At 74.4% G+C, this 22,851-nt stretch carries 19 protein-coding genes; 7 read left to right on the forward strand and 12 right to left on the reverse strand.

The features are described from left to right. Positions 1 to 52 precede the first annotated feature (52 nt). Positions 53 to 646, forward strand: a complete 594-nt coding sequence (locus ACGF12_RS02320; protein WP_393024232.1) for an RNA polymerase sigma factor — start codon at positions 53 to 55, stop codon at positions 644 to 646. A 149-nt stretch (positions 647 to 795) separates the two neighbouring features. Then, entirely contained in the window at positions 796 to 1,761 is a 966-nt protein-coding gene (locus ACGF12_RS02325) for a hypothetical protein (protein WP_393024235.1), read from the forward strand. An 88-nt stretch (positions 1,762 to 1,849) separates the two neighbouring features. On the opposite strand, the gene ACGF12_RS02330 is transcribed toward ACGF12_RS02325, so the two are convergent. Continuing rightward, positions 1,850 to 3,259 (reverse strand): cation:dicarboxylate symporter family transporter, encoded by a 1,410-nt coding sequence (locus ACGF12_RS02330; protein WP_393024238.1) that lies wholly within the window; start codon positions 3,257 to 3,259, stop codon positions 1,850 to 1,852. Between the two features lie 196 nt (positions 3,260 to 3,455). On the opposite strand from ACGF12_RS02330, the gene ACGF12_RS02335 reads away from it, so the two are divergent. From ACGF12_RS02335 to ACGF12_RS02350, 4 genes are all read left to right on the forward strand, one after another. After that, a complete protein-coding gene (locus ACGF12_RS02335; RefSeq protein ID WP_393024241.1) occupies positions 3,456 to 5,138 on the forward strand; it encodes an ATP-binding protein in 1,683 nt (560 codons plus the stop codon). Beyond that, positions 5,135 to 5,857, forward strand: coding sequence for a response regulator (locus ACGF12_RS02340; protein ID WP_393024244.1), 723 nt, complete (start codon positions 5,135 to 5,137; stop codon positions 5,855 to 5,857). The genes ACGF12_RS02335 and ACGF12_RS02340 overlap by 4 nt, the downstream gene beginning before the upstream one ends. 154 nt (positions 5,858 to 6,011) lie before the next feature. Further along, positions 6,012 to 7,412 carry a diaminobutyrate--2-oxoglutarate transaminase gene (locus tag ACGF12_RS02345; RefSeq protein ID WP_393024247.1) on the forward strand — a complete coding sequence of 467 codons (1,401 nt, stop codon included), beginning with the start codon at positions 6,012 to 6,014 and terminating at the stop codon, positions 7,410 to 7,412. Continuing rightward, positions 7,409 to 8,923 (forward strand): pyridoxal phosphate-dependent decarboxylase family protein, encoded by a 1,515-nt coding sequence (locus ACGF12_RS02350; protein ID WP_393024249.1) that lies wholly within the window; start codon positions 7,409 to 7,411, stop codon positions 8,921 to 8,923. Before ACGF12_RS02345 ends, ACGF12_RS02350 begins: the two co-directional genes overlap by 4 nt. A gap of 19 nt (positions 8,924 to 8,942) precedes the next feature. Here the strand turns inward: ACGF12_RS02350 and ACGF12_RS02355 are convergent, their stop codons facing one another. The 10 genes from ACGF12_RS02355 to ACGF12_RS02400 form a co-directional block, all read right to left on the reverse strand. Beyond that, positions 8,943 to 9,740, reverse strand: a complete 798-nt coding sequence (locus ACGF12_RS02355; RefSeq protein WP_393024631.1) for an inositol monophosphatase family protein — start codon at positions 9,738 to 9,740, stop codon at positions 8,943 to 8,945. Between the two features lie 207 nt (positions 9,741 to 9,947). Further along, positions 9,948 to 11,150, reverse strand: a complete 1,203-nt coding sequence (locus tag ACGF12_RS02360) for a type III PLP-dependent enzyme (RefSeq protein WP_393024252.1) — start codon at positions 11,148 to 11,150, stop codon at positions 9,948 to 9,950. Beyond that, the gene (locus ACGF12_RS02365) at positions 11,147 to 12,940 is read right to left on the reverse strand and encodes an IucA/IucC family protein (protein ID WP_393024254.1); all 1,794 of its coding nucleotides are present in this window, start codon (positions 12,938 to 12,940) and stop codon (positions 11,147 to 11,149) included. Before ACGF12_RS02365 ends, ACGF12_RS02360 begins: the two co-directional genes overlap by 4 nt. Next, on the reverse strand, positions 12,937 to 14,121 hold the full coding sequence (locus tag ACGF12_RS02370; RefSeq protein WP_393024257.1) for an MFS transporter: 1,185 nt from the start codon (positions 14,119 to 14,121) through the stop codon (positions 12,937 to 12,939). The genes ACGF12_RS02365 and ACGF12_RS02370 overlap by 4 nt, the downstream gene beginning before the upstream one ends. After that, on the reverse strand, positions 14,118 to 15,905 hold the full coding sequence (locus tag ACGF12_RS02375; RefSeq protein WP_393024260.1) for an IucA/IucC family protein: 1,788 nt from the start codon (positions 15,903 to 15,905) through the stop codon (positions 14,118 to 14,120). Before ACGF12_RS02375 ends, ACGF12_RS02370 begins: the two co-directional genes overlap by 4 nt. Further along, complete coding sequence (locus ACGF12_RS02380; RefSeq protein WP_393024263.1) at positions 15,902 to 17,101, reverse strand: acetyl-CoA carboxylase biotin carboxylase subunit family protein; 1,200 nt, start codon at positions 17,099 to 17,101, stop codon at positions 15,902 to 15,904. Before ACGF12_RS02380 ends, ACGF12_RS02375 begins: the two co-directional genes overlap by 4 nt. A gap of 129 nt (positions 17,102 to 17,230) precedes the next feature. Further along, positions 17,231 to 18,223, reverse strand: a complete 993-nt coding sequence (locus ACGF12_RS02385) for an ABC transporter substrate-binding protein (RefSeq protein ID WP_393024266.1) — start codon at positions 18,221 to 18,223, stop codon at positions 17,231 to 17,233. A 105-nt stretch (positions 18,224 to 18,328) separates the two neighbouring features. Then, positions 18,329 to 19,210: an ABC transporter ATP-binding protein gene (locus ACGF12_RS02390; protein ID WP_393024268.1), complete on the reverse strand. Its 882-nt coding sequence runs from the start codon at positions 19,208 to 19,210 to the stop codon at positions 18,329 to 18,331. Further along, positions 19,210 to 20,223: a FecCD family ABC transporter permease gene (locus ACGF12_RS02395; protein ID WP_393024634.1), complete on the reverse strand. Its 1,014-nt coding sequence runs from the start codon at positions 20,221 to 20,223 to the stop codon at positions 19,210 to 19,212. Before ACGF12_RS02395 ends, ACGF12_RS02390 begins: the two co-directional genes overlap by 1 nt. Before the next feature lie 17 nt (positions 20,224 to 20,240). Continuing rightward, positions 20,241 to 21,206, reverse strand: a complete 966-nt coding sequence (locus ACGF12_RS02400) for a FecCD family ABC transporter permease (RefSeq protein WP_393024637.1) — start codon at positions 21,204 to 21,206, stop codon at positions 20,241 to 20,243. Positions 21,207 to 21,438: 232 nt separating this feature from the next. Between ACGF12_RS02400 and ACGF12_RS02405 the strand changes: the two genes are divergently transcribed. Beyond that, positions 21,439 to 22,407, forward strand: coding sequence for a (2Fe-2S)-binding protein (locus tag ACGF12_RS02405; protein WP_393024271.1), 969 nt, complete (start codon positions 21,439 to 21,441; stop codon positions 22,405 to 22,407). A 36-nt stretch (positions 22,408 to 22,443) separates the two neighbouring features. On the opposite strand, the gene ACGF12_RS02410 is transcribed toward ACGF12_RS02405, so the two are convergent. Next, positions 22,444 to 22,752 carry a DUF6191 domain-containing protein gene (locus tag ACGF12_RS02410; RefSeq protein ID WP_393024274.1) on the reverse strand — a complete coding sequence of 103 codons (309 nt, stop codon included), beginning with the start codon at positions 22,750 to 22,752 and terminating at the stop codon, positions 22,444 to 22,446. Positions 22,753 to 22,851: the final 99 nt, after the last annotated feature.

Below are 22,851 nucleotides of genomic sequence, written 5' to 3' on the forward strand. Positions count from 1 at the left end.
CGAGGTCGGCCCCAACTGGGCGTTCAGGATGCCGATTTCCGGGGAGGGCGGCATGGCGGATTGCAGCGGACGGCATGCGGGCGGGTACGGGAAGGGCTTCGGTTCGGGTCCTGCCGAGCGCCAATCCGCCGATTTCAACCGGGTGTTCACCGACCTTCTGCCCAGACTCCACCAGGCGGCCGCGATGCTCACCGGAAACCCGCTCGCTGCCGGTGACGTCGTCCACGACGCCTACCTGCGGATCGCCCGCCGCCCGGAGCGGTTCCTCAGCCATCCTCAGCCGTACGCCTACGCCTTCACCACGATGACCAACATCCTGCGTGACCAGTGGCGCCGGGAGCGCCGCCGGGTGGCGCTGCCCGAGGTGTCCGGGCTGGCCGAGGCGGTGGAGCGCGGCCGGTCCGCGCTCGACCCGCCGTCCGGCGGGATGGCCGAGCTGCAGGCCCGCTGGGAGGTGGTTCGGCTGCTCGGCGTCCTGACCGCCAAGCAGGCCAGGGTCGTGGTGCTGGTGGACCTCGACGGCTACTCCGTCGACGAGGCCGCCGAACTGCTCGGTCTGCACCGCAGCACCCTGGCCGTCACCCGGCGCCGCGCCCACGGCCGGCTGCGCGCGGTCCTGGAGCAGGAGCGTCGGCACGGGGCCTGAGCGCGGCGCCCAGGGTGGTGCCCGGGGTGGTGCCCGGGTGCTGCCCGGACGGCATCCGAGGGCTCCGGACAAGGCTCCGACCGGGCCACCGACGCACCGAACTGACGGTAAGTCGGCTGATGCGCGCCCCCGGCCCGTACGCTCAAATCGTGATCACGGACGAGGACCACCGCCTGCGAGCCCTGGCCGAGGACGGCCGATGGCCCGAGCTGCTCGCCGCCTACCGGCAGGGCCGGGCGGCCGCCGTCGTGCAGGCCGGGGAGCGGGCCGCCGTGGACCTGACCGCGCCGCTCGGCCACCTGATCGCCTACTCGGCGCCGCCCGAACTGGCCGTCCGGCTGTTCGACGCGGACGGTGGCGAGGGGACGGTCGCCGGGGTGGCCGACCACGACGCCGGCCCGCTCTGGGAGGTCCTGGCGACCCGGCACTCCTGGCTGCGGCTGGCCCCGTTGCTCGGCCCGGCCCCGGTGCGCCGACTGGTCGCGCACACCCGGGTCCTGCTCGGCGAGGACCTCTCGTACGGTGCCGAGCCCGACCCGGACGGCGTGCCGCTGCGGTTGGAGCCGTGGGAGGCGGCGGGCTGGGACGAGGCCTCGCGGGTGCGCGAGTACCTGCCCGGTGGAGGAGCGCGCAGCGCGGTGCTGACCCTGCCCGCCAGCCGGGAGGGCCTGGTCGAGGTCGAGCTGCCGGAACCGGGCGGGCGGCTGGGCGGCCAGCGGGTCACCCGGGCGCTGGCCGAACTGTCCGCGCTCGCGCCCTGGGTGGAGGTGGTCTGCGTCCGCGGCCAGGCCCAGTTGGCAGCCGCCGTGCTGGCCCGGCGCCGTCGGGTGGTCGGCGGGTACCTGCCGTTCGCGCTCGCCTGCCCGGCGCTGGTGCAGGCGGCCGCCGTGGGCCGCACCCACGGCGGAGCGCACGGGCGGCTGGGCCTCTGGCGGGCGCTGGGCGCGATGGCCGGTGCGGAGGGGCCGGACCGGACCGAGGTGAACGCCCTGGTGGCCCGGATGCGCTGCTTCACCTGGCAGGAGCCGGCTGCCGGGCTGCGCCACCTGCACCTCGCGCTGGAGGACCCGGCGAGCGGGGTGGCCTGGGCGGTCAGCGGCTCGCAGGAGTTCTGACCGCGGCGGCGGACATGGAGAACCCCGGCCCGGCGCCGTTTCCGGGGGTTGGTGGGGGCGCCGGACCGGGGAGTCGAAGAACGGCCGCTCAGACGGCGGCGGCTGCGGTTGCTGCCGCGCCCTGGGCGGCCAGGGTCTCGGGCTCGGGCTCGGCTGCGCCCGGGGCGCCGTGGACGTCGTGGGCGTCGACCAGGGTCAGCTCGTCGAACGGCAGCTCGCCGCCCAGCACCCGGCGGGCGCGCTCGGCGTCCAGCTCGCCGGTCCAGTGCCCGATCAGTACGGTCGCGACGGCGTTGCCCGCGAAGTTGGTGAGCGCCCGGGCCTCGGACATGAAGCGGTCGATGCCGACGATCAGGCCGACCCCGTCCACCAGCGCCGGCTTGTGCGACTGCAGCCCGCCCGCGAGGGTGGCCAGCCCGGCGCCGGTGACCCCGGCCGCGCCCTTGCTGGCGATCACCATGAACACCAGCAGCGAGAGCTGCTCGCCGATCGACATCGGCTTGTCCATCGCCTCGGAGATGAAGATCGAGGCCATGGTGAGGTAGATGGCGGTGCCGTCCAGGTTGAAGCTGTAGCCGGTCGGCACGGTGATGCCGACGACCGGGCGGCTGACGCCCAGGTGCTCCATCTTGGCGATCAGCCGGGGCAGCGCGCTCTCCGAGGAGGAGGTCGACAGGATCAGCAGGAACTCGCGGCCGAGGTACTTGAGCAGCGCGAACACGTTGATTCCGGCGATCAGGCGCAGCAGTGCGCCGAGCACCACGACGACGAACAGCACGCAGGTCACGTAGAAGCCGATCATGATCACGGCGAGGCTCTTCAGCGCGGCGGTGCCGGTGGCCCCCACCACCGCGGCCATGGCGCCGAAGGCGCCGATCGGCGCGACCCACATGATCATCGACATGATCCGGAAGACCAGGCGCTGCAGGTGCTCGATCCCGCGCAGCACCGGGGCGCCGACCGGGCCCATCGCCTGCAGCGCGAAGCCGGCCAGCAGGGCGACCAGCAGGGTCTGCAGGACCTTGCCCTGGGTGAGGGCCGAGAACAGGGTGTCGGGGATCATCCCGAGCAGGAAGTCGGTGGTCGACTGGGCGCCGCCGGCGGCCGCCTGGGCGTGGCCGGACTTGGCGAGCGCGGCGGTCAGGTGCAGGCCGTCACCGGGCTCCAGCAGGTTGCCGACGGCCATGCCGATGGCGAGCGCGACGGTCGACATGGCGAGGAAGTAGCCGATGGCCAGGCCGCCGACCTTGCCGACCTTGGCGGCCTTGGTGACCGAGCCGATGCCCAGCACGATGGTGCAGAAGATCACCGGGCTGATCATCATCTTGATCAGGTTGACGAAACCGGTGCCGACCGGCTTCAGCTCCACGGCGAAGCCGGGGGCGACCAGCCCGACCACCACACCCGCGACCACGGCGGCGATCACCGCGAGGTAGAGGTAGTGGGTCCGGTCCTTGCGTCTGGGTCCCCCCGCCGTTGCGGCTCCAGCGATCGACATCTGCGGCTCCTTCGCCCTGCAGTCCTGGCGGCCCCAGGTGGTGGGCCGATCCGACTATGGGCTCGGGCGTGACGGAGGTCACGTTTGCGTTCATAGAGTTCACGGTCGCGCGGTCGCGGGGTTCCCGGCGTCCCCCGCCGAGGCGGGTGATCCGACCCCTGGGGCGCCCCGGAGGGCGTGGTGCACACTGGCAGGCATGTCCGTGCGCACCGCCTCCGCCCGCCCGCGCCGCCGGTGGCTCCCGCTGCCGCGCCGGCTGGTCCGCAGCCTGGCCGGGCAGCTGTTCGTCGTCCAGGTGGTCATCGTGGCCGCCGTGGTCGCGGGCGGCGCGGTGCTCGCGTACCTGTTCACCGCCGAGCGAACCGAGGACGCGGCCCGCCGTGAGGTCACCTCGGTCGCCCATGCCGTCGCCGACTCGCCGTCCGTCCGGTCCGCCGTCGCCGGGTCCGACCCGACCGTGGTGCTCCAGCCGTACGTCGAGCAGGTGCGCCAGGACACCGGGGTCTCCTTCATCACCGTCATGGACACCGACGGGGTGCGCTGGACCCACCCGCTGCCCGAGCAGATCGGCAAGCGCTACCTCGGGCACATCGACTGGGCGCTCGCCGGCCAGACCCGCAGCGAGACCTACACCGGCACGCTCGGCCCGTCCGTGCGGGTGGTCACCCCGGTGTGGGACGACCGGCACCGGGTGGTCGCGCTGGTCAGCGTCGGCCTGACGCTGGAGTCGATCTCCGCCCAGCTGGGCGGCCCGCTGCTGGCCCTGGTCGGGGTCGCGGTGGCCGCGCTCGCGCTCGGCGCAGTGGGCACCTACCTCGCCAACTCCCGGCTGCGGCGGCACACCCACGGCATGGGGCCGGACGAGCTCAGCCACCTCTACGAGTACCACCAGGCCACCCTGCGCTCGGTGCGGGAGGGGCTGATCCTGCTCGACCGCTCGCACCGGGTGGTGCTCTGCAACGACGCCGCTCGCGAACTGCTCGGCCTGGCGGGCGAGGTGGACGGACGGCCGGTGGCGGGGCTGGGCCTGCCCGAGGCGCTGGTGGCGGCCGTGCTCGGCGAGGCGCCGGTGCGGGACGAGGTGCACCTGACCGCCGAGCGGGTCGTGGTGCTCAACACCTCTGTCATCGGGACCGGCCTCGGCCGGGTGGTGACCCTTCGTGACCACACCGAACTGCAGTCACTCAGCGGTGAGTTGGACTCCGTGCGCGGCTTCAGCGAGGCGCTCGGGGCGCAGGCGCACGAGGCCGCCAACCGGCTGCACGCGGTCGTCTCGCTGATCGAACTCGGCCGCCACGAACAGGCGGTGGAGTTCGCCACCGCCGAACTCGAACTCGCCCAGCAGCTCACCGACCGGGTGGTCGCGGCGGTCAGCGAGCCGGTACTGGCCGCGCTGCTGCTCGGCAAGGCGGCCCAAGCCGCGGAACGGGGCGTGGAGTTGACCCTCACCGAGGACAGCCGGATCGACGACGGGGTGCTCCCGCCCGGCCTCTCCGCCCGGGACCTGATCACCGTGCTCGGTAACCTGATCGACAACGCCGTGGACGCCGCGATCGCCGGGGCCGCGCAGAGCCCGGCCCCGCCGGAGGTCACCGTCACCGCCCGGATCGACGGCGAGGACTCCCCGGACGCCTGTCTGCTGCTGCGGGTCGCCGACACCGGGGCGGGCATCGACCCGTCCGCCGTCCAGGACGTCTTCCGGCGCGGCTGGAGCACCAAGCAGGACGGCCACGGGCACGGCCTCGGGCTGGCGCTGGTCGCCCAGGCCGCCCGGCGCAACGGCGGTACCGTCGAGGTCGGGCGGGAGCGCGGCGCGGTGCTCACCGTACGGCTGCCGCTGGTCGGCCGGGCCCGGGAGCGGGAAGGGGCCCTGGCGTGACGGCGACCGAAGGCGCCCGGGCGGGGATCTCCGCGCTGGTGGTCGAGGACGACCCGGTGGCCGCCGCCGCGCACACCCTCTACGTGGAGCGCGAGCCCGGCTTCCACGCCGCCGGGACGGTGCACAGCTGCGCCGAAGCGCTGCGTTTCCTGGAGAAGGCGCGCGCCGCCGGGACGCCCGTCGACCTCATCCTGCTCGACCTCTATCTGCCGGACGGCCACGGCCTCCAGCTCTGCCGCACGCTGCGCGCCGCCGGGCACGGCACCGACGTCATCGCCGTCACCTCGGCTCGCGACCTCGCCATGGTGCGGCAGGCGGTCTCGGCGGGGGTCGTGCAGTACCTGCTGAAGCCGTTCAGTGCGGCCGCCCTGCACGACCGGCTGGAGCGCTACGCCCGCTACCGGGACAGCCTCGGGCGAGCCGGCGACGCGACCGGGCAGGACGAGGTCGACCAGGCGTTCGCGCTGCTCCGCACGCCCGAGCGCAGCACCCTGCCCAAGGGGCTGAGCGCGCCCACCCTGGACTCCGTCGCGTCCGTCCTGCGCGAGGCCGCGACCGGGCTGTCGGCGGCCGCCGCGGGCGCGGCCGCCGGGGTCTCCCGGATCACCGCGCGGCGCTATCTCGAACACCTGGTGGACACCGGGCGGGCGGTGCGGGAGCCGCAGTACGGGAACGTCGGGCGACCGGAACTGTGCTACCGGTGGAAGGGTCGGGCGTGACCTTTCGGCGCGGCGCTCGTTGCGCTGGTCGGGGGTGGCGCCAGTCATACCGGGGGAGGTTCACCCGCTCGGGTGGTTCTGGGGTGCCCCGGGGCATTCCGCCAGGTCATGGGCGGTAAAGTTAGGCTTACCTAACTTCTTCTGGGGGTTCGCCTTGTCGCTTGCCGCCGTATCCGCCCAGGCCGCCTCCGGGGCCACCGCCGCCGGGGCCCCGCCCTCCGGTGAGGCCATCCTGCGCCGCCAGCGCGTCCGCGAGTCCGCCGCCCGGACGTACGCCCGCTCCTTCCCCATCGTCCCGGTCCGGGCCAACGGCATGACCGTCGAGGGCGCCGACGGGCGGCGCTACCTGGACTGCCTCTCCGGCGCCGGCACGCTCGCCCTCGGTCACAACCACCCCGTGGTGCTGGAGGCGATCCGCCGCACCCTCGACAGCGGCGCCCCGCTGCACCTGCTCGACCTCGCCACTGCAGAGAAGGACGACTTCACCAGCGCGCTGTTCGAGAGCCTGCCCACCGAGTTCGCCGCCCGCGCCCGGGTCCACTTCTGCGGACCGGCCGGGACGGACGCCGTCGAGGCCGCGCTCAAACTGATGCAGACCGCCACCGGTCGCCCCGGCGCCCTCGCCTTCACCGGCGCCTACCACGGCATGACCGCCGGGGCCCTCGCGCTCACCGGCAACGTCGCCGTCAAGGAACCGCTGCCGAGCGGCGGCGAAGTGGTCCGGCTGCCCTACCCGTACGGCTACCGCTGCCCGTTCGGGGTCGGCGGGGACACGGGCACCGAGCTCGCCGCGACCTATGTGGAACGGTTGCTGGACGACCCCTCGGGCGGGGTCGTGCCGCCCGCCGCGATGATCCTGGAGGCCGTCCAGGGCGAGGGCGGGGTCGTCCCCGCGCCCGACGGCTGGCTGCGCGAGATGCGCCGGATCACCGCCGAACGCGGCATCCCGCTGATCGTCGACGAGGTGCAGACCGGCGTCGGGCGCACCGGCGCGATGTGGGCGGTCGAGCACAGCGGCATCGTCCCGGACGCCATGGTGCTCTCCAAGGCCATCGGTGGCAGCCTGCCGCTCGCCGTCGTCGTCTACCGCGAGGACTACGACGGCTGGCGGCCGGGCGCCCACACCGGCACCTTCCGCGGCAACACCCTCGCCATGGCCGCCGGGGCCGCCACCCTGCGGTACGTCGCCGCGCACGGGCTGGCCGAGCGGGCCGCCGTGGTCGGCGCCCGGATGGTCTCCCGGCTGCGGGAGCTCGCCGCCGAACTGCCGGTGATCGGCGACGTGCGCGGGCGCGGGCTGATGCTCGGCGTCGAGCTGGTCGACCCGGCGGCCGAGGCCGACGCCTGCGGGGCGCATCCGGCGGATCCGGCGCTCGCCGTGCGGGTGCGGGAGGCGTGCCTGGCGCGGGGCCTGATCGTGGAACTCGGCGGACGGCACGACGCGGTGCTGCGGCTGCTGCCCCCGCTCACCATCACCGACGAGCAGGTGGCCGCGGTGCTCGATCGGCTGGCGGAGGCGATCACGGCCGCCGCGTCCCCCCGAGGTGGCGCGTGACCGCCGAGCCCGGCGCGGTACCCGAACTCCCGGGCGAGGACGTCCCGTTGGACGCGCTCGCGGGTGGGCCCGGCGGGCCCGGCGCGCTCGGGCCGCTGCTGGCCACCGTCCTCGACGCGCTCGACACCGGCACCGCGCTGCGCTCCGGCCCGCTGCCCGCGGGCAGCCCCGCCGAGATCGCCGCCCTGGTCGCCGACGGTCTGGCCGGGGCCGGCGGGCGCGGCGCGCTGGCCCGGCTCACCGAACTGCTCGCCTACGGCGCCGCCGACCCCGCCGACCCCGCCTGCGCCGCCCACCTGCACTGCCCGCCGCTCGCCGTGGCCACCGCCGCCGACCTCGCCGTCAGTGCGCTCAACCCCTCGCAGGACTCCTGGGACCAGGCCCCCGCCGCGACGGCCCTCGAAACCGCGCTGCTCGCCGAACTCGCCGCGCTGGTCGGCTACGACCCGGCGCGCTCGGCGGGCGTCCTCACCTCGGGCGGCACCGAGTCCAACCTGATGGGGCTCATGCTGGCGCGCGACCAGAAGCTCGACGGCATCGTCGAGTTGGACGGGATCCCGGCCGGCGTACGACCCTGCATCCTCGCCTCCGAGGCCGCGCACTTCTCCGTCCAGCGCTCCGCCGCCCTGCTCGGACTCGGTGAACGGGCCGTGGTCGGCGTCCCGGTCGACCGCCAACTCCGGATGCGGCCGGAGGAGTTGGAACGCGCCCTGGCCGAGGTCAGCTGGGCCGGACGGACCCCGATCGCCGTCGTCGCCACCGCAGGCACCACCGACACCGGCGCGATCGACCCGCTGGCCGCCGCCGCCGACCTGGCCGGCCGCTACGGCGCCTGGCTGCACGTCGACGCCGCGTACGGCGGCGGCGCGCTGCTCTCCGACCGGCTCGCCCCACTGCTGGACGGTATCGCCCGCGCCGACTCGGTCTCCCTCGACTGGCACAAGCTCGGCTGGCAGCCGGCCGCCGCCGGGACCTTCCTGGTCCGCCGGGCGGAGACCTACGTGTCGCTCGCCCGGCGCGCCGAGTACCTCAACCCGGTGGACGACGAGCAGGCCGGCTACCCCAGCCTGCTCGGCCGCTCGCTGCGCACCACCCGCCGGGCCGACGCCTTCAAACTGGCCGTCACCCTGCGCGCCCTCGGCCGCGAGGGGCTCGGCCGACTGGTGGACGCCTGCCACGAACTGGCGCTCGCCGCCGCCTCGGCGGTCCGCGCCGAGCCCTCGCTCGAACTCCACGCCGAGCCGGTGCTCACCGTGCTGCTGTTCCGCTACCGGCCGCCGGGGATGACGGACGAGGCGGCCGTCGACGAGCTGAACGGGCAGCTGCGCCGGCTGCTGCTGCGCACCGGGCGGGCGGTGGTCGGGCGCACCGAGCTGCCGGGCGAGGGGCCGGGGCGGCTGCGGCTGAAGCTCACCCTGCTCAACCCGCACACGACGGCGGGGGAGGTGGGCGCGCTGCTGCGGGAGGTGGTCGGCGCGGGGCGCAAGGTCGCGGGGGAACGGGCGGGGTAGCGGGCTCGTCCGGGTGGGGTCAGTCGCTCAGCAGGATGCCGCGGGTGAGTTCCCAGGTGTGGGGATCGGCGGCGACCAGGAGGCCGTCCTCGCAGCCGGGGGCCTCGGGGCGGTAGGGGCTGCCGTCCAGGCGGGCGGCGACGCCGCCGGCCTCGGTGAGCAGCAGGGAGCCGGGGGCGTGGTCCCAGGGGAGGGTGCGCCAGTAGAAGATGAAGTCGAACCGGCCCTCGGCGACGTCCGGGTACTCGACCCCGGCGGCGCTCCGGCCGGGGGAGATCTCGCCGAAGGCCGAGCAGTTGGCTTCCAGGTGGCGGCGCTGTTCCGGAGCGAGGAAGCGGCTCTTCAGGACACCGGTCAGCTCGGCGGCGTCGGCCGGTGCCGGTGTGCGGGTCAGGCGTTCGCCGTCGCGCCAGGCGCCGGCGCCGAGTTCGGCGCGGTAGGCGGTGGCGGTGGCGGGCTGCCAGATCCAGGAGGCGACGGTCCGGCCGGAGCGGACGAGGGAGCACATCACGGCGTAGTCGGGGCGGCCGGCGACGAAGTTGGAGGTGCCGTCCACCGGGTCCACCAGCCAGACGGCGGGCTCGTCGTGGATGGCCTGGGCGAGCGAGGGGTCGGCGGCGACCGCCTCCTCGCCGACGACCGGGACGGGGAGCAGCTCGGTCAGGCGGCGGGCGATGATCGCCTCGGCCTCGCGGTCGGCGATCGTGACGACCTCGCCGGGCGCCTTCTCCATCACCTCGCCGGCGGCCAGTGCCCGGAAGCGCGGCTCCACCGCCTCGGCCGACGCCTCGGCGAGTATCTCCGCCACCTTGTCCATCAGCACGTTCGCGCTCCCTTCGCTGTCTACCACTGTCGCACGAGTGCGCGGAGGGGATTGCGGCGGACGGGGGCGGCGAACAGCTGACAGCTGACGGATGACAGATGTTGAAATCTGTCGTCTGAACTCTGTCAGCTGTCAGCTGCCGGCCGTCAGCTGTCAGACGTCACTCTCGGCGGTCGGCGGTCGGCGGTCGCCCGCGCGCCGTCACGCGCCAAGGTAGTGGAACCCCGGGCACGGGTGCATCAGGAACTCGTGGTGCGAGATGTTCCACGCGTACGCGCCCGCCATCGCGAACAGCACCCGGTCCGCCGCCCGCAGGCCGTCCGCGCCGCTCGCCGCCCGGGCGAGGACGTCCTTCGGAGTGCAGAGCTGCCCGGCCAGGGTCGCCCGCCCGGTGGTGACGGCGGGGCGCGGCCAGGAGTGCGGCCAGCCGTCCACCGGGAGCACCTCGAAGGGCTGGGAGTGTCCGCGGGTGGCGGGGGTGCGCAGGTGGTGGGTGCCGCCGCGGACCACCGCGAAGTCCTCGCCGTGGCTCTGCTTCACGTCCAGCACCTCGGTCGCGTACCAACCGCAGTAGGCGGTCAGCGCCCGGCCCGGCTCGATCCGCAGGGTGAGCCCGGGGTGGGCGTCGAGCAGCTTGGACAGGCCCTCGCCGAAGGCCGTCCAGTCGAAGCGCTGCGTCGGGTCGTCGTAGTCCACCGCCATGCCGCCGCCGATGTTGACCTCGGTCAGCGGGAAGCCGTGCCGCTCGGCGAGTTCGGCCGACCAGGCGACGATCTGCTCGGCGACCGACAGCTGCTCCGCCGCCGCCAGCCCGCTGGCCAGATGGGCGTGCACCCCGCGCAGGCGCAGCCGACGTCCGAGCGGTCCGCCGCCGGTGAGCAGCCGGACGCACTCCTCCGCCCGGTCCGGGTCGAGCCCGAACGGCGTCGGGCGTCCGCCCATCGCGAGCGGCACCGCATCCAGGGCGTCGGTGACCACCGGCAGGTTGACCCGGAGCAGCACGTCCACGACCGTCTCCGGCCGGTCGGCGAGCACGGCGGCGAGCCGGTGCAGCTCCTGCTCGCTCTCGACGTGCCAGCGGTGCACCCCGGCGTCGACGGCGGCGGCGATCTCGTCCGGGGTCTTGCCGGGCCCGCCGAAGGCCAGCGGCGCGTCCGGCACGGCGGCCCGCACGTGCGCCAACTCCCCGCCGCTGGAGACCTCGTAGCCGTCGACGGCGTCGCGCAGCGCGGTCAGCAGCGGCGCCTCCGGATTGGCCTTGGCCGCGTAGTACAGCTCGACCCGCGCGGGCAGCGCGGCCCGGACGACGGCGGCGTGCGCGCGCAGCGCGGCCAGGTCGTAGACGTAGGCGGGCAGTCGGTCGGCCGCGAGGGAGGCGACGTGGCCGTGGACGGTGCTGCTCATCGGAGGGTGCTCCCGGCGGGAAGGTGGGCGGTCATGCGGGCGGCCTCGGCGAGCACCGAGCCGGCCAGCGGGGAGGGCAGCCGGACGTACCCGGCCTCGCGGTCGGCCTTGCGCTCCCAGCGGGTCAGCAGGTTGGCCTTGGCGGGCAGCGGGACGCCGGCCAGCAGGGCCCGCAGCCGGGGCGGGCGGCCGTGCGCGGCGGCGTACTCCTCCAGGGTGTCCCGGACGGCCTGCCAGAGCGCGCCCTCCAGCTCGGGGTGCCGGTCGGCGAGGGCGGCGAGCAGTTCGGCGACGTGGTTGACCAGCAGGCAGTAGACCACCCGGTCCCAGCCGCGCTCGGCGTCGTACGTCATCGGGCCGGCCACCTCGGGCGGGAGGGCGGCCAGGATGTCGGCGTTCTGCTCGGGCACCAGCTTCGTCCCCTCCAGGTCGCGGAAGAGCACCTGGGCCGGGCGGCCGTCGGCGTCGACGCCGATCAGCACGTTCTGCAGGTGCGGCTCCAGCACCACGCCGTGGTCGAAGTAGGCGGCCAGCACCGGGGGGAGGAGCAGTCGCAGGTAGGCGCGCCACCAGTCGAGGGCGGCCGCGCCGTCCGAACCGTCGCCCAGCAGCCGGGAGATGTGCGCCGAGCCGGTCGGGTGCTCGTCCGCGACGGCGGCGGCGAGCAGCGGGGTGACGCCGGGCCGCAGCAGGCCGCCGAAGCCCTCGCGCAGGATCAGGCCGAAGCCCTCGTACAGTGCCCGGTCGGGGCGGCCGTCGGCGCCCGGCAGGGCGAGGGTGCGGAAGGCGGGCTCGCGCAGCATCGCCGCGTCGGGGAAGCGCCGGGCGAGGTCGGTGAGCGCGGGGGCCAGCAGTCGGGTGAGCGCGACGGCGCCGGTGAGCTCGTAAGCGGCGTTCTTGCGCAGGCAGTTGGTGATGCGGACGTTGAGGCTGAACTTGAGGAAGGCGTCCGCGCCGTGCAGGGTGCGCACCGAGGCGGTGGCGGCGAAGCGCTCGCCGCGCGGGCCGAGGTCCAGGACGTCGCCGCGGGCCATGGCCGCGCGCAACAGCGGGTGGTCACCTATGAGTTGGTACTGCCAGGGGTGGGCGGGCAGCAGTTGGTAGCCGTTCGGGACGTCACCGAGGCCGTCCAGCCGGGCGCTCGCGTCCTCGTCCAGGGACTCCTCGGCGAGCAGCTCGGCGCGGACGGCGAGATGGCGCAGCTGGAACGCCGCGCGGGACTCGGGTGCGTACCGGTTCCAGTCGCCCCGGGCGGCGGAGCGGGACTTGGGGGCCGGGTGGAAGCGGTGGCCGAAGAGCAGGGCCTGCTCGGACTCCAGGTAGCGGTCGTCCCCGGCGGCCGGGCGCCCGTCCAGGCCCTGGCGCACGCCGTGGTGGCTGGACGCCACCTGGTCGAGGAACTCCTCGTTCACCGTGCCGGTGCGCAGCTCCAGCTCGTCCTGGGCGTACTCGGCCAGCTCGCGCCAGCCCAACTCCCGCCAGCTGTCCGCGGCTTCCTCGAAGACCGGCCCGGCGAAGCGGTGCGCGCCGAGCAACGAGGTGCGGCGCAGGGCGACTCGCAGCAGGGTGCCGCGGCGGGGCAGGCGCAGCAGCAGGTGTCCCTTGTCGACGGCGGTCTGGTGCTCGGGTGCGGAGACCTCGCGCAGCAGGCAGTTGAGCAGAGTGTGGACCACCGCCTCCTCGGCGGTGGGAAGCATGGTGGGAGGCGCGGTGGGCGGAGTGGCCGGTCGGGCGGTGGGCAGGCCGGTCGTGGCGGCGGCCGACTGCGGGTGGGCCGTACGGGCGGTCATCGGGGGCTCCTACGGGTCAGGAGGGCGAGCAGGGCGGCGGCCAGTGCGGCGGCGGTGCCGGTGACGACGGGGGCGGCCGGTCCGCCGCTGCCGTTGGCCAGCGCGGCGGCGAGTCCGGCGGCGACGGCACCGCACTTGGAGACGGTCTCGCGGGTGCCGAACATCCGGCCCGGTGCGCGGCCCCGGGCGGCTTCGGCGGCGAGGACGGCGAGGCAGACCAGGCCGAAGGTCATGCCGAGCCCGAGCACCGCCCGGGTCAGGGCGAAGGTGAGCAGCGAGTGGGCCGGGGCGTGTCCGGCCAGCCCGAGGGCGACCAGGGCGAAGCCCACCGCCAGCCCGGTACGGGGTCGCGCCTCGACGGCGGCGTGCACCCGTCGGGCGGCGACCAGGTAGACCAGGTGCGGCAGCGCGAACAGGAAGCCCGCGACCGTGCCGTTGACGCCCGGCAGCCGCTGCTGCACCAGGGTGATCAGGTAGGGGAAGGAGATGATGGTGGCGAAGACGAAGGCGAACTCGAAGGTGTAGAGCAGCTTGAGCGAGCCCGGCGGGGCGGCCTGGGTCGCGTCCCCGACCGCCCGGACGGCGCGGGGGCGGGCCGGCTCGGGCAGGAAGCCGAGCAGGACGGCGGCGGTCATCGGCAGCAGTGCCATCAGCAGGTACTGCCGGTGCGGGTCGATCCACGGCGAGAGCGCGCCGACCAGGATCGGCGCCGCGACCAGGGCGGCCCGGGCGCTGCCCTGCATCAGGGTCAGCGCCTTGGACAGCTGGGAACCGTCCAGGGCCGAGGCGAGGTAGCCGTTGGTGGCGGAGAAGGTGCCGCCGAGGAATCCCTGGAGCACCAGCGCGATGGTGAACGCGGGCAGACTGTCGGCCGCCCCCGCGAGCAGGAAGGAGACGGTGAGGCCGAGTTGGGCGCGCAGCAGCAGCCGCTTCTGGCCGAAGCGGTCGGCCAGTCGGCCCCACAGCGGCGCGCCGAGGGCGGTGAAGACGGTCGGCACGATGTAGAGCAGGCCCGCCCACCGGCCGTCCTGGTCGCCGAGGCCCGGGAGGATCTCGGCGAGGAAGGGCGGCAGGCCGAGGGCGGCGAAGGAGGCGACGAAGTAGCAGGCCGCGACGGCGTGAACCTGGCGCCGGTCCAGTCCGACCGCCCCGGCCGGCCGTGCCAGCGGTTCGACGGTCATCGTGAACCGTCCCTCGGCAGCAGGTAGTTGGGGCCGTCCGTGTAGTGCTTGTTGATGTCGGCGGCGCCGCTGCGCTCCTTGCTGAGCAGGGTGCCGGCGCTCACCATGGCCTTGACGGGCAGCCGTTCGGCGTCCAGCAGCTCGGTGCGCAGCGGTCGCCCGGCGGGGCCGAGGCGGTCGACCGCCTCGCCGAGGAGGTCGCGCAGGAGCTGCAGGCTCAGCTCCAGCGGTACCCGGTCGTGCGCGGCGAGGCCGAACGCGAGCGAGGCGGCGCACAGGTGGCCGGTGATCGTGGTGAACAGGTCGGTGAGCGCGCGGTCCTGCTCGCCGATGATCCTCGGGTCACGGAACTCGGTGGCCAGCGGAGCGAGTTCGCCGATCCTGGCGGTGTTGATCCGGGGCCCGTCGTTGTCCTTGTAGAGCAGTCGCAGGCCGGTGTCGTCCAGGACGAGCGAGGTGTTCTGCTGGTGCGACTCCAGGGCGATGCCGTGGCCGAACAGGGCGGTCTGCCAGTCGACCAGCAGCCGCAGCAGCTCCTCGTACAGGGCGGGGACGGAGCCGCCGTGGAAGCGGTCGGCCAGGTGGTCGACGACCAGCCGTCCGTCGGGGGCCTCGGCGAGCAGGGCGGCCAGCGGCACGGTGACGGCGTCGTCGAGGCCGCCCGGGTAGCGGCGCAGCAGTACGGCCAGCAGTTCGTCGTCGGCGTGCGCGTAGCACTGCTCGTCGACGTGCAGCACCCGCCCGGCGAAGCGCGGCTCGCGGGCGATCACGGCCTCCACCAGGCGCTGTCCGACCGCCCCGTTGACGAGGGTGACCGGCTTGATGGTGCGCCGGTTGCGCAGGCCCAGGGTCGCCGTGGCCAGCGGGAGTTTGAGGTGGCAGGTCGGGTCCTGGGCGACAGCGACGGTGCGCATGGACAGCGTCGGCAGCACGGTGAGGTACGGGTCCGGGGCGAGCACCGCGCCAGGCGCGATCCGCTCGAAGTCCTCGCCCGCGGTGAGCGGGTGGACCGGTACGGTGAGGAACTTGCCCGGGACGCCCAGCTGTTCGGCGCTCGGCCACCAGGCGGGCAGCGGCCCGTCGCCGCGTACGGTCAGCCGCTCGGCCGGGACGGCGAGCCAGCGAAGTTCGAAGCTCGGGTGGAACTCCGGTGCGTAGGAGCGCAGTTGCGACTCGGTCAGACCGGAGCGGCCGCGGGCGGTCGGGTAGACCGGGTGGTCGAGGAAGGCGGCGAGGGCCTCGAAGCCGAGCGAGGCGCGCGGGCCCGTCCAGTCGGCCGTGTCCTTGCCGTAGCGCTCGGCGAGTGCGGCGTGCACCCCGGGGTGGACCCGGTCGTGCAGCCGCATGGTGGCCAGGGTCTGGCGGCACTCCTCGGCGAAGGCCAGGTGGCCGGGCCGGTCCAGCGGATCGGCGCGGTCGGCCAGGTGGGCGAGGATGGCGGGCAGCTCGGTGAGCCGGACGCCGTCCGCCTCCAACTCCGGCAGCCGGGCCGCGTGGTCGCCCTGGAAGCCCTCGGGGGCGACCGGCAGGGCGAGCGTCGCGTTGCGCAGCCAGGGCCCGTCGGCCCGCTGTTCCAGGACGCCGTCCGAGCGCAGGCCGAGCACGTCCTCGCGCAGCAGGGCGGACAGCACGCGCAGGGTCAGCCGGTCGGCGGAGGTCCCGCCGAGGGGCGTGCTGGTGTCGGCGGGTGTGCGGCCGGCGGGCGCGGTGTGGGCGGGTGCGGTGTGGGCGGGCGTGCTGTGGGCGGGCGCTGGGCGGGCGGGCGTCCTGTCGGCTGGAGTCATGAGGCGATCTCCCAGCGGTTGGCGGTGATGAACTCCGCCACGGCGGTGTCCACCGCGTCCTGGTCCGGACCGACCGCCCAGACGATCCCCAGGTAGTCGCGGTTGGTGCGGTAGAGCTCGTGCCGGGCACCGAGCTCGCGCACCGGGCGGTAGGAGAGTGTGACCCCGTCGGCCCGCCGCTCGAACAGCGGCTCCGGGGCGACGGTCAGGGTGCCGGCCCGGTCCGCGCAGACACGTTCGTGGCGGGCCCGCCGGCCGGTGCGCGCGCCGAGGTCGGTGGGCAGGTCCTCGCCGAGGTGGGCGCGCAGCACCAGCTCGAAGTACGGGAGGTCGAGGATCTCGGCGAGCATCAGGTCGCACTGGTCGCCGATGGCACGGTAGTTGACCTCGACGAGGCGGGCGCGGCCGTCCGGCTGGAGGACGAACTCGGTATGGCAGGCGCCGAGTCCGACGCCGAGGGCGTCGAGCTGGGCGAGCACCTGATCGACCACGGCTCGGGGGTGCGCCGGGGTGAAGGTCAGCACCTCCTCGATGAAGTCCGGCGGCGGGGAGAGCCGGGTGCGGAAGCCGCCGAGGACGTGGCGGGCGCGGCCGTCGCCGAGGGTCTCCAGGGTGCACAGCTCGCCGGCCAGGAACTCCTCGACCACCAGCGTGGCGCCCGGGCGGCGCCGCTGGATCTCCTTGACCCGCAGGGCGAGTTCGTCGGTGTCGGCGACCAGCGTGACGTCCTCGCTGGCGACGCCCTCGCGGGGCTTGAGGATGCAGGGGAACGGCGGGGTGAGCCCGGCCGGGTCCTGGCCGGGCGCCAGCTCGGCGGACCAGACCCGGTCCAGGCCGGTCTCGGCGAGGTGGCGGCGCAGCTCGCCCTTGTTCTTGGCCCGCAGCGCGGCCTTCCAGTCCTTGGCGGGCAGGCCGAAGTAGTCGGCGACCAGGGCGGTCTGGGTCTGCAGGTGGTCGCTGTTGCTGAACACCACATCGGGCGCGTGGTGTTGGGATATCGCCCCGATCACCTCGCGGAAGTCCTGGACGTCGCACTCCAGCAACTCGCACGGGAACCCGGCGTCGGCGTAGGCGCGTTGGTGGTCCTCGACGTGGTCGGTGAGGACGGTGACGTCGAGGCCGAGCCGGGCGGCGGCGGGCAGGAAGCCGTGGGTGACCGAGTCGGTGGGGTTGAGGGCGAGCAGGTAGAGCCGCATGGGGTTGTCCTTGGGGGCGTGGTGACGGACGGAGGACGGAGGACGGCGAACGGGTAACGGATGACAGATGTTGAAATCTGTTATCTGTTCGCCGTCATCTGTCATCTGTCATCAGTGATCTGTCGGCGGTTACTTGGGTGCGTCCACGCCCGCCGCCTTGGCGATGTCCACGAGCATCGCGTCCGCGGCCTGGACACCGATGCCGGACATCCAGGTCTCGTCCGGAACGTTGAAGACCTTGCCGTTCTTGACGGCGTTCAGGCCCTGCCAGACCGGGGTCTGCTGGACCTCGCTCTCCTTGGTCTTGGTCGGGTCGTCCGCGGTGGTGACGAACACCAGGTCGGCGTCGGCCTGGCTGATCTGCTCGGCGCTGACCTCGATGATGTTCTTGTCCACGTCCTGCGAGGCCGGGCGGGCCAGGCCCACGTCCTTGAGCACCACACCGCTGTACGAGGCCTTGGCGTACAGGCGGGTCGGGCCGGCCACGAAGCGGACCACCGAGGCGGTCGGCATCGTCCCGTTGTACTTCGCCTTGATCGCCTCGCCCAGCTTGTGCGCCCGCTCCTCGTAGTCGGCCAGCGCCTTCTTCGCCTCGTCCTCCTTGCCGAGCGCCTGGGCGTACAGCGCCAGGTTCTCCTTCCACGGGAACCCGGTGGTCTCGGCCAGCACGGTCGGCGCGATCGCGTTCAGCTGGTCGTACACCTTGGCGTGGCGGACCTTGGAGGACAGGATCAGGTCGGGCTTGAGGGAGGCGATCAGTTCGAGGTTCGGCTCGTTCATCGGGCCGACGTCCTTGGTGTCCTTGATCTTGTCCTTGAGGTAGTTCGGGAACCCGCCCTCGGTCTTCATGTGCGGGGACACCGCGCCGACCGGCGTGATGCCGAGCAGCGTGACGTCGTCCAGCTCGCCACTGTCCAGCACCACGACGCGCTTGGGCTGCGACTTGATCTCGGCGGTCCCGGCGGCGTGCTTGACGCTACGCGGGAACCCGGCGGCGGTGCCGGCCGAGGCGGAGGACGCGGAGTCGCCGGACTTGGTGGCGTCCCCGTTGCTGCCGCAGGCGGCGAGGAGCGTGGCGGACAGCGTGACGGCGAGGACGGCGACGGGGAGTCGGCGGTTCATCGGGGATTCCTTGGATCGGGTCGAGCAGGGGGACGGGGACGGGAGTTCGGGGCTGGGAGTTCGGGAGTGGGAAGTGCAGGGGCGGGAAGTTCAGGGGCGGGAAGTTCAGGCGGAGGCGGCGACGGCCCGCCTCCGGGCCCGTGGCACGACCAGCGGAGTGCCGGTCTCCGGGTCGGGCACGACCAGGCACGGCACCCCGAACACCGCCTCCACCAGCTCGGCCGTCAGCACCTCGGCGGGCGGACCGGCGGCGGCGAGCCGCCCGTCCTTGAGCACCACCAGGTGGTCGGCGTACCGGGCGGCCTGCCCGAGGTCGTGCAGCACCATGACCACGGTGCGCCCGGCCTCGGCGTGGAGGTCGGCGACCAGGTCGAGCACGTCGAGCTGGTGCCGCAGGTCGAGGAAGGTGGTCGGCTCGTCGAGCAGCAGCAGGTCGGTCTCCTGGGCGAGCGCCAGCGCGATCCACACCCGCTGGCGCTGCCCGCCGGAGAGCCGGTCGACCTGCCGGTCGCGCAGTTCGGCGGTGCCGGTGCGCTCCAGTGCGTCCTCGACCGCCGCCTGGTCGGCCGTGGACCACGGGCTGAGCATCCGCTGGTGCGGGTAGCGCCCGAGCCGCACCAGCGCCTCGACGGTGACCGCCTCGGGTGTGACCGGCTGCTGCGGCAGCATGCCCATCCGCTTGGCGAGGGTCCGTGCGGGCATGCGGTGGATGTCGGCGCCGTCCAGGGTGACGGTGCCGGCGGCCGGGTCGAGCAGCCGGACCAGTCCGCGCAGCAGGGTGGACTTGCCGCAGGCGTTCGGTCCGACGATCGCGGTGACGGCGCCGCCGGGCAGTTCGAGGTCGAGCCCGTCGACGATGGTCCGATCGCCGTAGCGCAGCCCGAGGCCGTGGGCGGCGAGCCGGTTGGCGCTGACCCGGGTGGCGCTGACCTGGCTGGTGGTGGCGGCCTGGTCGGTGGCGGCCTGGTCGGTGGCCGAGCTGGTCATCAGCTGCTCCTCTGGGGAAGCCGGCTCTGGCGGATCATCAGCACCAGGAGCCAGGGCGCGCCGAGGGTGGCGGTGACGGCACCGACCGGCAGGCCGTGGACGGGGATCACGTGCAGCACGAGGAGGTCGGCCGAGAGCAGCAGCACGGCGCCGGTGAGCGCGGTGAGGCCGAGCGTGCCGAGGGTGGGCGGTCCGGCGAGCAGCCGCACCAGGTGCGGGACGGCGAGTGCGACGAAGGCGACCGGTCCGGTGAGGGCGGCGGCCAGCGAGGCGAGCGTGATGGTGAGCAGCAGCAGCCAGAGCCGGTCCCGGGCAGGGTTGAGGCCGAGACCGCCGGCCGAGTCGTCGCCGAGGTCGAGGACGGAGACCCGCCGCTGGCAGAGCAGGACGGCTCCGGCGGTCAGCGCGATGGCGGTGCCGCCGATCCACACCTCGGTCCAGTTGCGTCCGTACAGCGAGCCGGTGGTCCACTGCATCGCGGAGGAGGCCAGCTCGGCCGGGAACCGTACGATCATCAGGTTCACGGCGGCGGCCAGGCCCTGCTGGACCGCCAGGCCGACCAGCACCAGCCGGGTGACGGCCATCTTCGAGCGCCAGGCGAAGCCGCCGAGCAGCAGCGCGGCGAGCAGTCCGCCGCCGACGGCGGCCAGCGGGATCAGCTGCTGCGAGGCGCCAGTGGCGAGCATCAGCACCGCGCCGAAGGAGGCGCCGCCGGTGATGCCGATGGTGTCGGGGGCGGCCAGCGGGTTGCGGAACAGCCGCTGCAGCATCGAGCCGGCCATCGCCAGGCCGGCGCCCGCGATCAGCGCGGACACCACGCGTGGCGCCCGGAACTGCTGCACCACCAGGACGTTCCCGGGCTCGCCCTGCCCGACCAGGGCGCGCAGCGCGTCCCAGACGGAGATGCTCACCTGACCGGTGCCGAGCGCGATGCCGGTGAGCAGCACCAGCAGGGCGACGGCCACCAGCGACCAGGCGGCGGTGCGGGCCCGACGGCGCGCGATGGCGCCCATCGGAACGGCGAGCGTCGTCACTTGGCCACCTTCCGGGCCAGCACCGCGAGCAGCGGAGCGCCGAGGAAGGCGGTCACGATGCCGACCTCGATCTCGGAGGGCCGCACCACGAGCCGGCCGAGCACATCGGCGCTGAGCAGCAGCAGCGGACCGGCGATCAGACAGCCGGGCAGCAGCCAGCGGTGGTCGTTGCCGAGGAGCGGGCGAACCAGGTGCGGCGCGGCCAGTCCGATGAACGCCACCGGCCCGGCGACGGCGACCGCGCTGCCCGCGAGCAGCACGACGGCCAGTCCGCCCACCACTCGGATCCGGGCCACCGGCACGCCCAGCGACTGCGCGGTCTCGTCGCCCAGGGCCAGCGCGTTGAGCGCGGGCGAGACGGCGAAGGCGCCCAGCAGTCCGAGTGCCAGGAACGGCAGCACGGGGGTGAGGGTGTCCAGGTGCCGCCCGGCGATCGAGCCGGCCAGCCAGAACCGGGCTTCGTCCAGGGTGCGGTGACTGGCCAGCATCAGCGCGGAGGTCCAGGAGGTGAGCACCACGGTGAGCACGGTGCCGCCGAGTGCGAGCCGAACCGGGTCGAGGTCCCCGCCGCGCCGGGACATCGTGTACGCGGCGACGGCGGCGACCGCCGCCCCCGCGAAGGCGAACCAGACGTACTCGACCGGGCGGGAGAGGTCCAGCGTGTAGATCGCGGCGACCACGGCGAGGCTCGCGCCGGCGTTGATGCCGAGGGTGATCGGCGAGGCCAGCGGGTTGCGGGTGACGCCTTGGGCGACCGCCCCGGCGACGCCGAGCGCGGCCCCCACGGCCAGCCCGATGAGCGTGCGCGGGACGCGAAGGCCCGTCACCACATCGGCGTCACCGCCGTGGGCGGCGCCGGTGAGGGCATCGACGACGGTCGACAGCGGGATGGATCGGGAGCCCAGCGCGAGGCTCAGGGCCGTGCACAGCACGAGCGCGCACACGCCGACGAGCAGCAGCAACGGTCGCTGTGCCGCCGAGGAACGTGGCGTCGCCGGGGCCGGGGTGGCCGGCGGGTCGGTTCTCAACACGAGTCGACATCTTAGGTTAGGTTTACCTAGCTTCGTCAAGGTCGAGTCGCCCGCTCAGGTGGACCGCTCGACCGTGACGTGAGGTGGTCGGGTGGGTCCACTGAGGCATTGTAAGGTGAGGCTCACCTTAATCGATCTTTCGAAGTCGATCTCGGGAGTGCCGATGGTCCCCGGAACACCCCTGCCCGTACTCGCCCAGGCGCGGCCGTCCGCCCTGGTCGGCGACTACGAGCGGCTGCGCGAGCTCTGCCCGGTGCTGGAGCTGCGCCTGCTCGACCCCGTCGAGCCCGACCCCTCGGCCGCCGACGGCTGGTACTCCGGGGCCCAGCTCGGCATCGACGAAAGGGCGCTGGCCGCCGTCCTGGCCGGAGCGGAGGACCGCATCGCCGCCGAGCACGGCCGCGCCCCCCGCCCGCACGTCACCGCCTCCCGGCTGCTCCACCACTACGTCTGGTCGGTCTGCCTGCTCATCGCCGGCCCCTGGCACCTCGCCCGGCGGGTCCCCGCTGTCGACCCCGCCGACCTCTGGCTGCACGCCCCCACCGGCCGGCTCGCACTGCGCCCGGGCGGACATGTCGCCCTCGCCGGAGGCCTCGTCGGAGACCTCCCCGGCGACGTCCACGGAGACCTCCGCGGAGACCTCCGCGGAGACCTCCCCGGCGACGATGAACTGCGCGCCGAACTGCGGGCCGCCGTGGTCGCCCACCTCGAACCGGTGCTCGCCGCCTTCGCCCGACCGACCCGGCGCCGCGACCGCGCCCTCTGGGGCATGGTCACCGACGACCTCGCCTCGGCGGTCTGGTACCTCGGCCGGATGCTCGGCGCCCGCGACGCGACCGCCCGGGACGCCACCGGCGATGCGACCGCCCGGGACGCCATCGCCCGCAATGCGACCGCCCCGTACGCGACCGCGGAGGACGACGCCGTCGCCGCCGCCGGGGCCCTGCTGCCCGGCGGCACCCTGCCGCTCCCGGGCGCCGCCGACTTCCGTCGGCTGCGCACCCCCGACGGCCGCGAACACCACACCCGCACCCGGCTCGGCTGCTGCCTCTACTACGCGGTCAAGCCCGAGGCCGTCGCCTGCCTGACCTGCCCGCGCACCAGCGACGAGGAGCGGCTGCGCCGACTCTGACGGCCCGTCCGCGGGCCCGCCGCCAGGTGTGCGGTCCTACCGCCCGTCCCCTTCGTCGCCCTTGGCGCGAGGCAGCACCGCCACACCCCGCTCCAGGTCCACCCCGAAGTGCGGCGGCGCCCCCGCCTCCGCGTCGTCCCGGAGTGCCAGCTGCTCCCGCCGCTGCTCGATCTGTATCCGCTTGCCCGGGCTGAACAGCGCGTGCAGCTCCTCCAGGCCACCGCCGCCGCCCACTCCCACCCCGGGCGCGCGCGGCCGACGGCGTCGCGAGGACTCGCCCCGCATCTGACAGGCCGAGAGCACCACCAGCCCGACCGCCACGGCCACCACGCACGCCACGCTCACGATCCACCCCATGCCCGGTCAACGCCGCACCGCCGTACGGGCGTTCCCGGGCGGCCGGCCGGGCGACGTCGGCCTCCCGAAGGGCGCACCGGATACGCT

Origin of the sequence: Kitasatospora sp. NPDC048296, assembly GCF_043201815.1 — a bacterium.
GTDB lineage: Bacteria > Actinomycetota > Actinomycetes > Streptomycetales > Streptomycetaceae > Kitasatospora.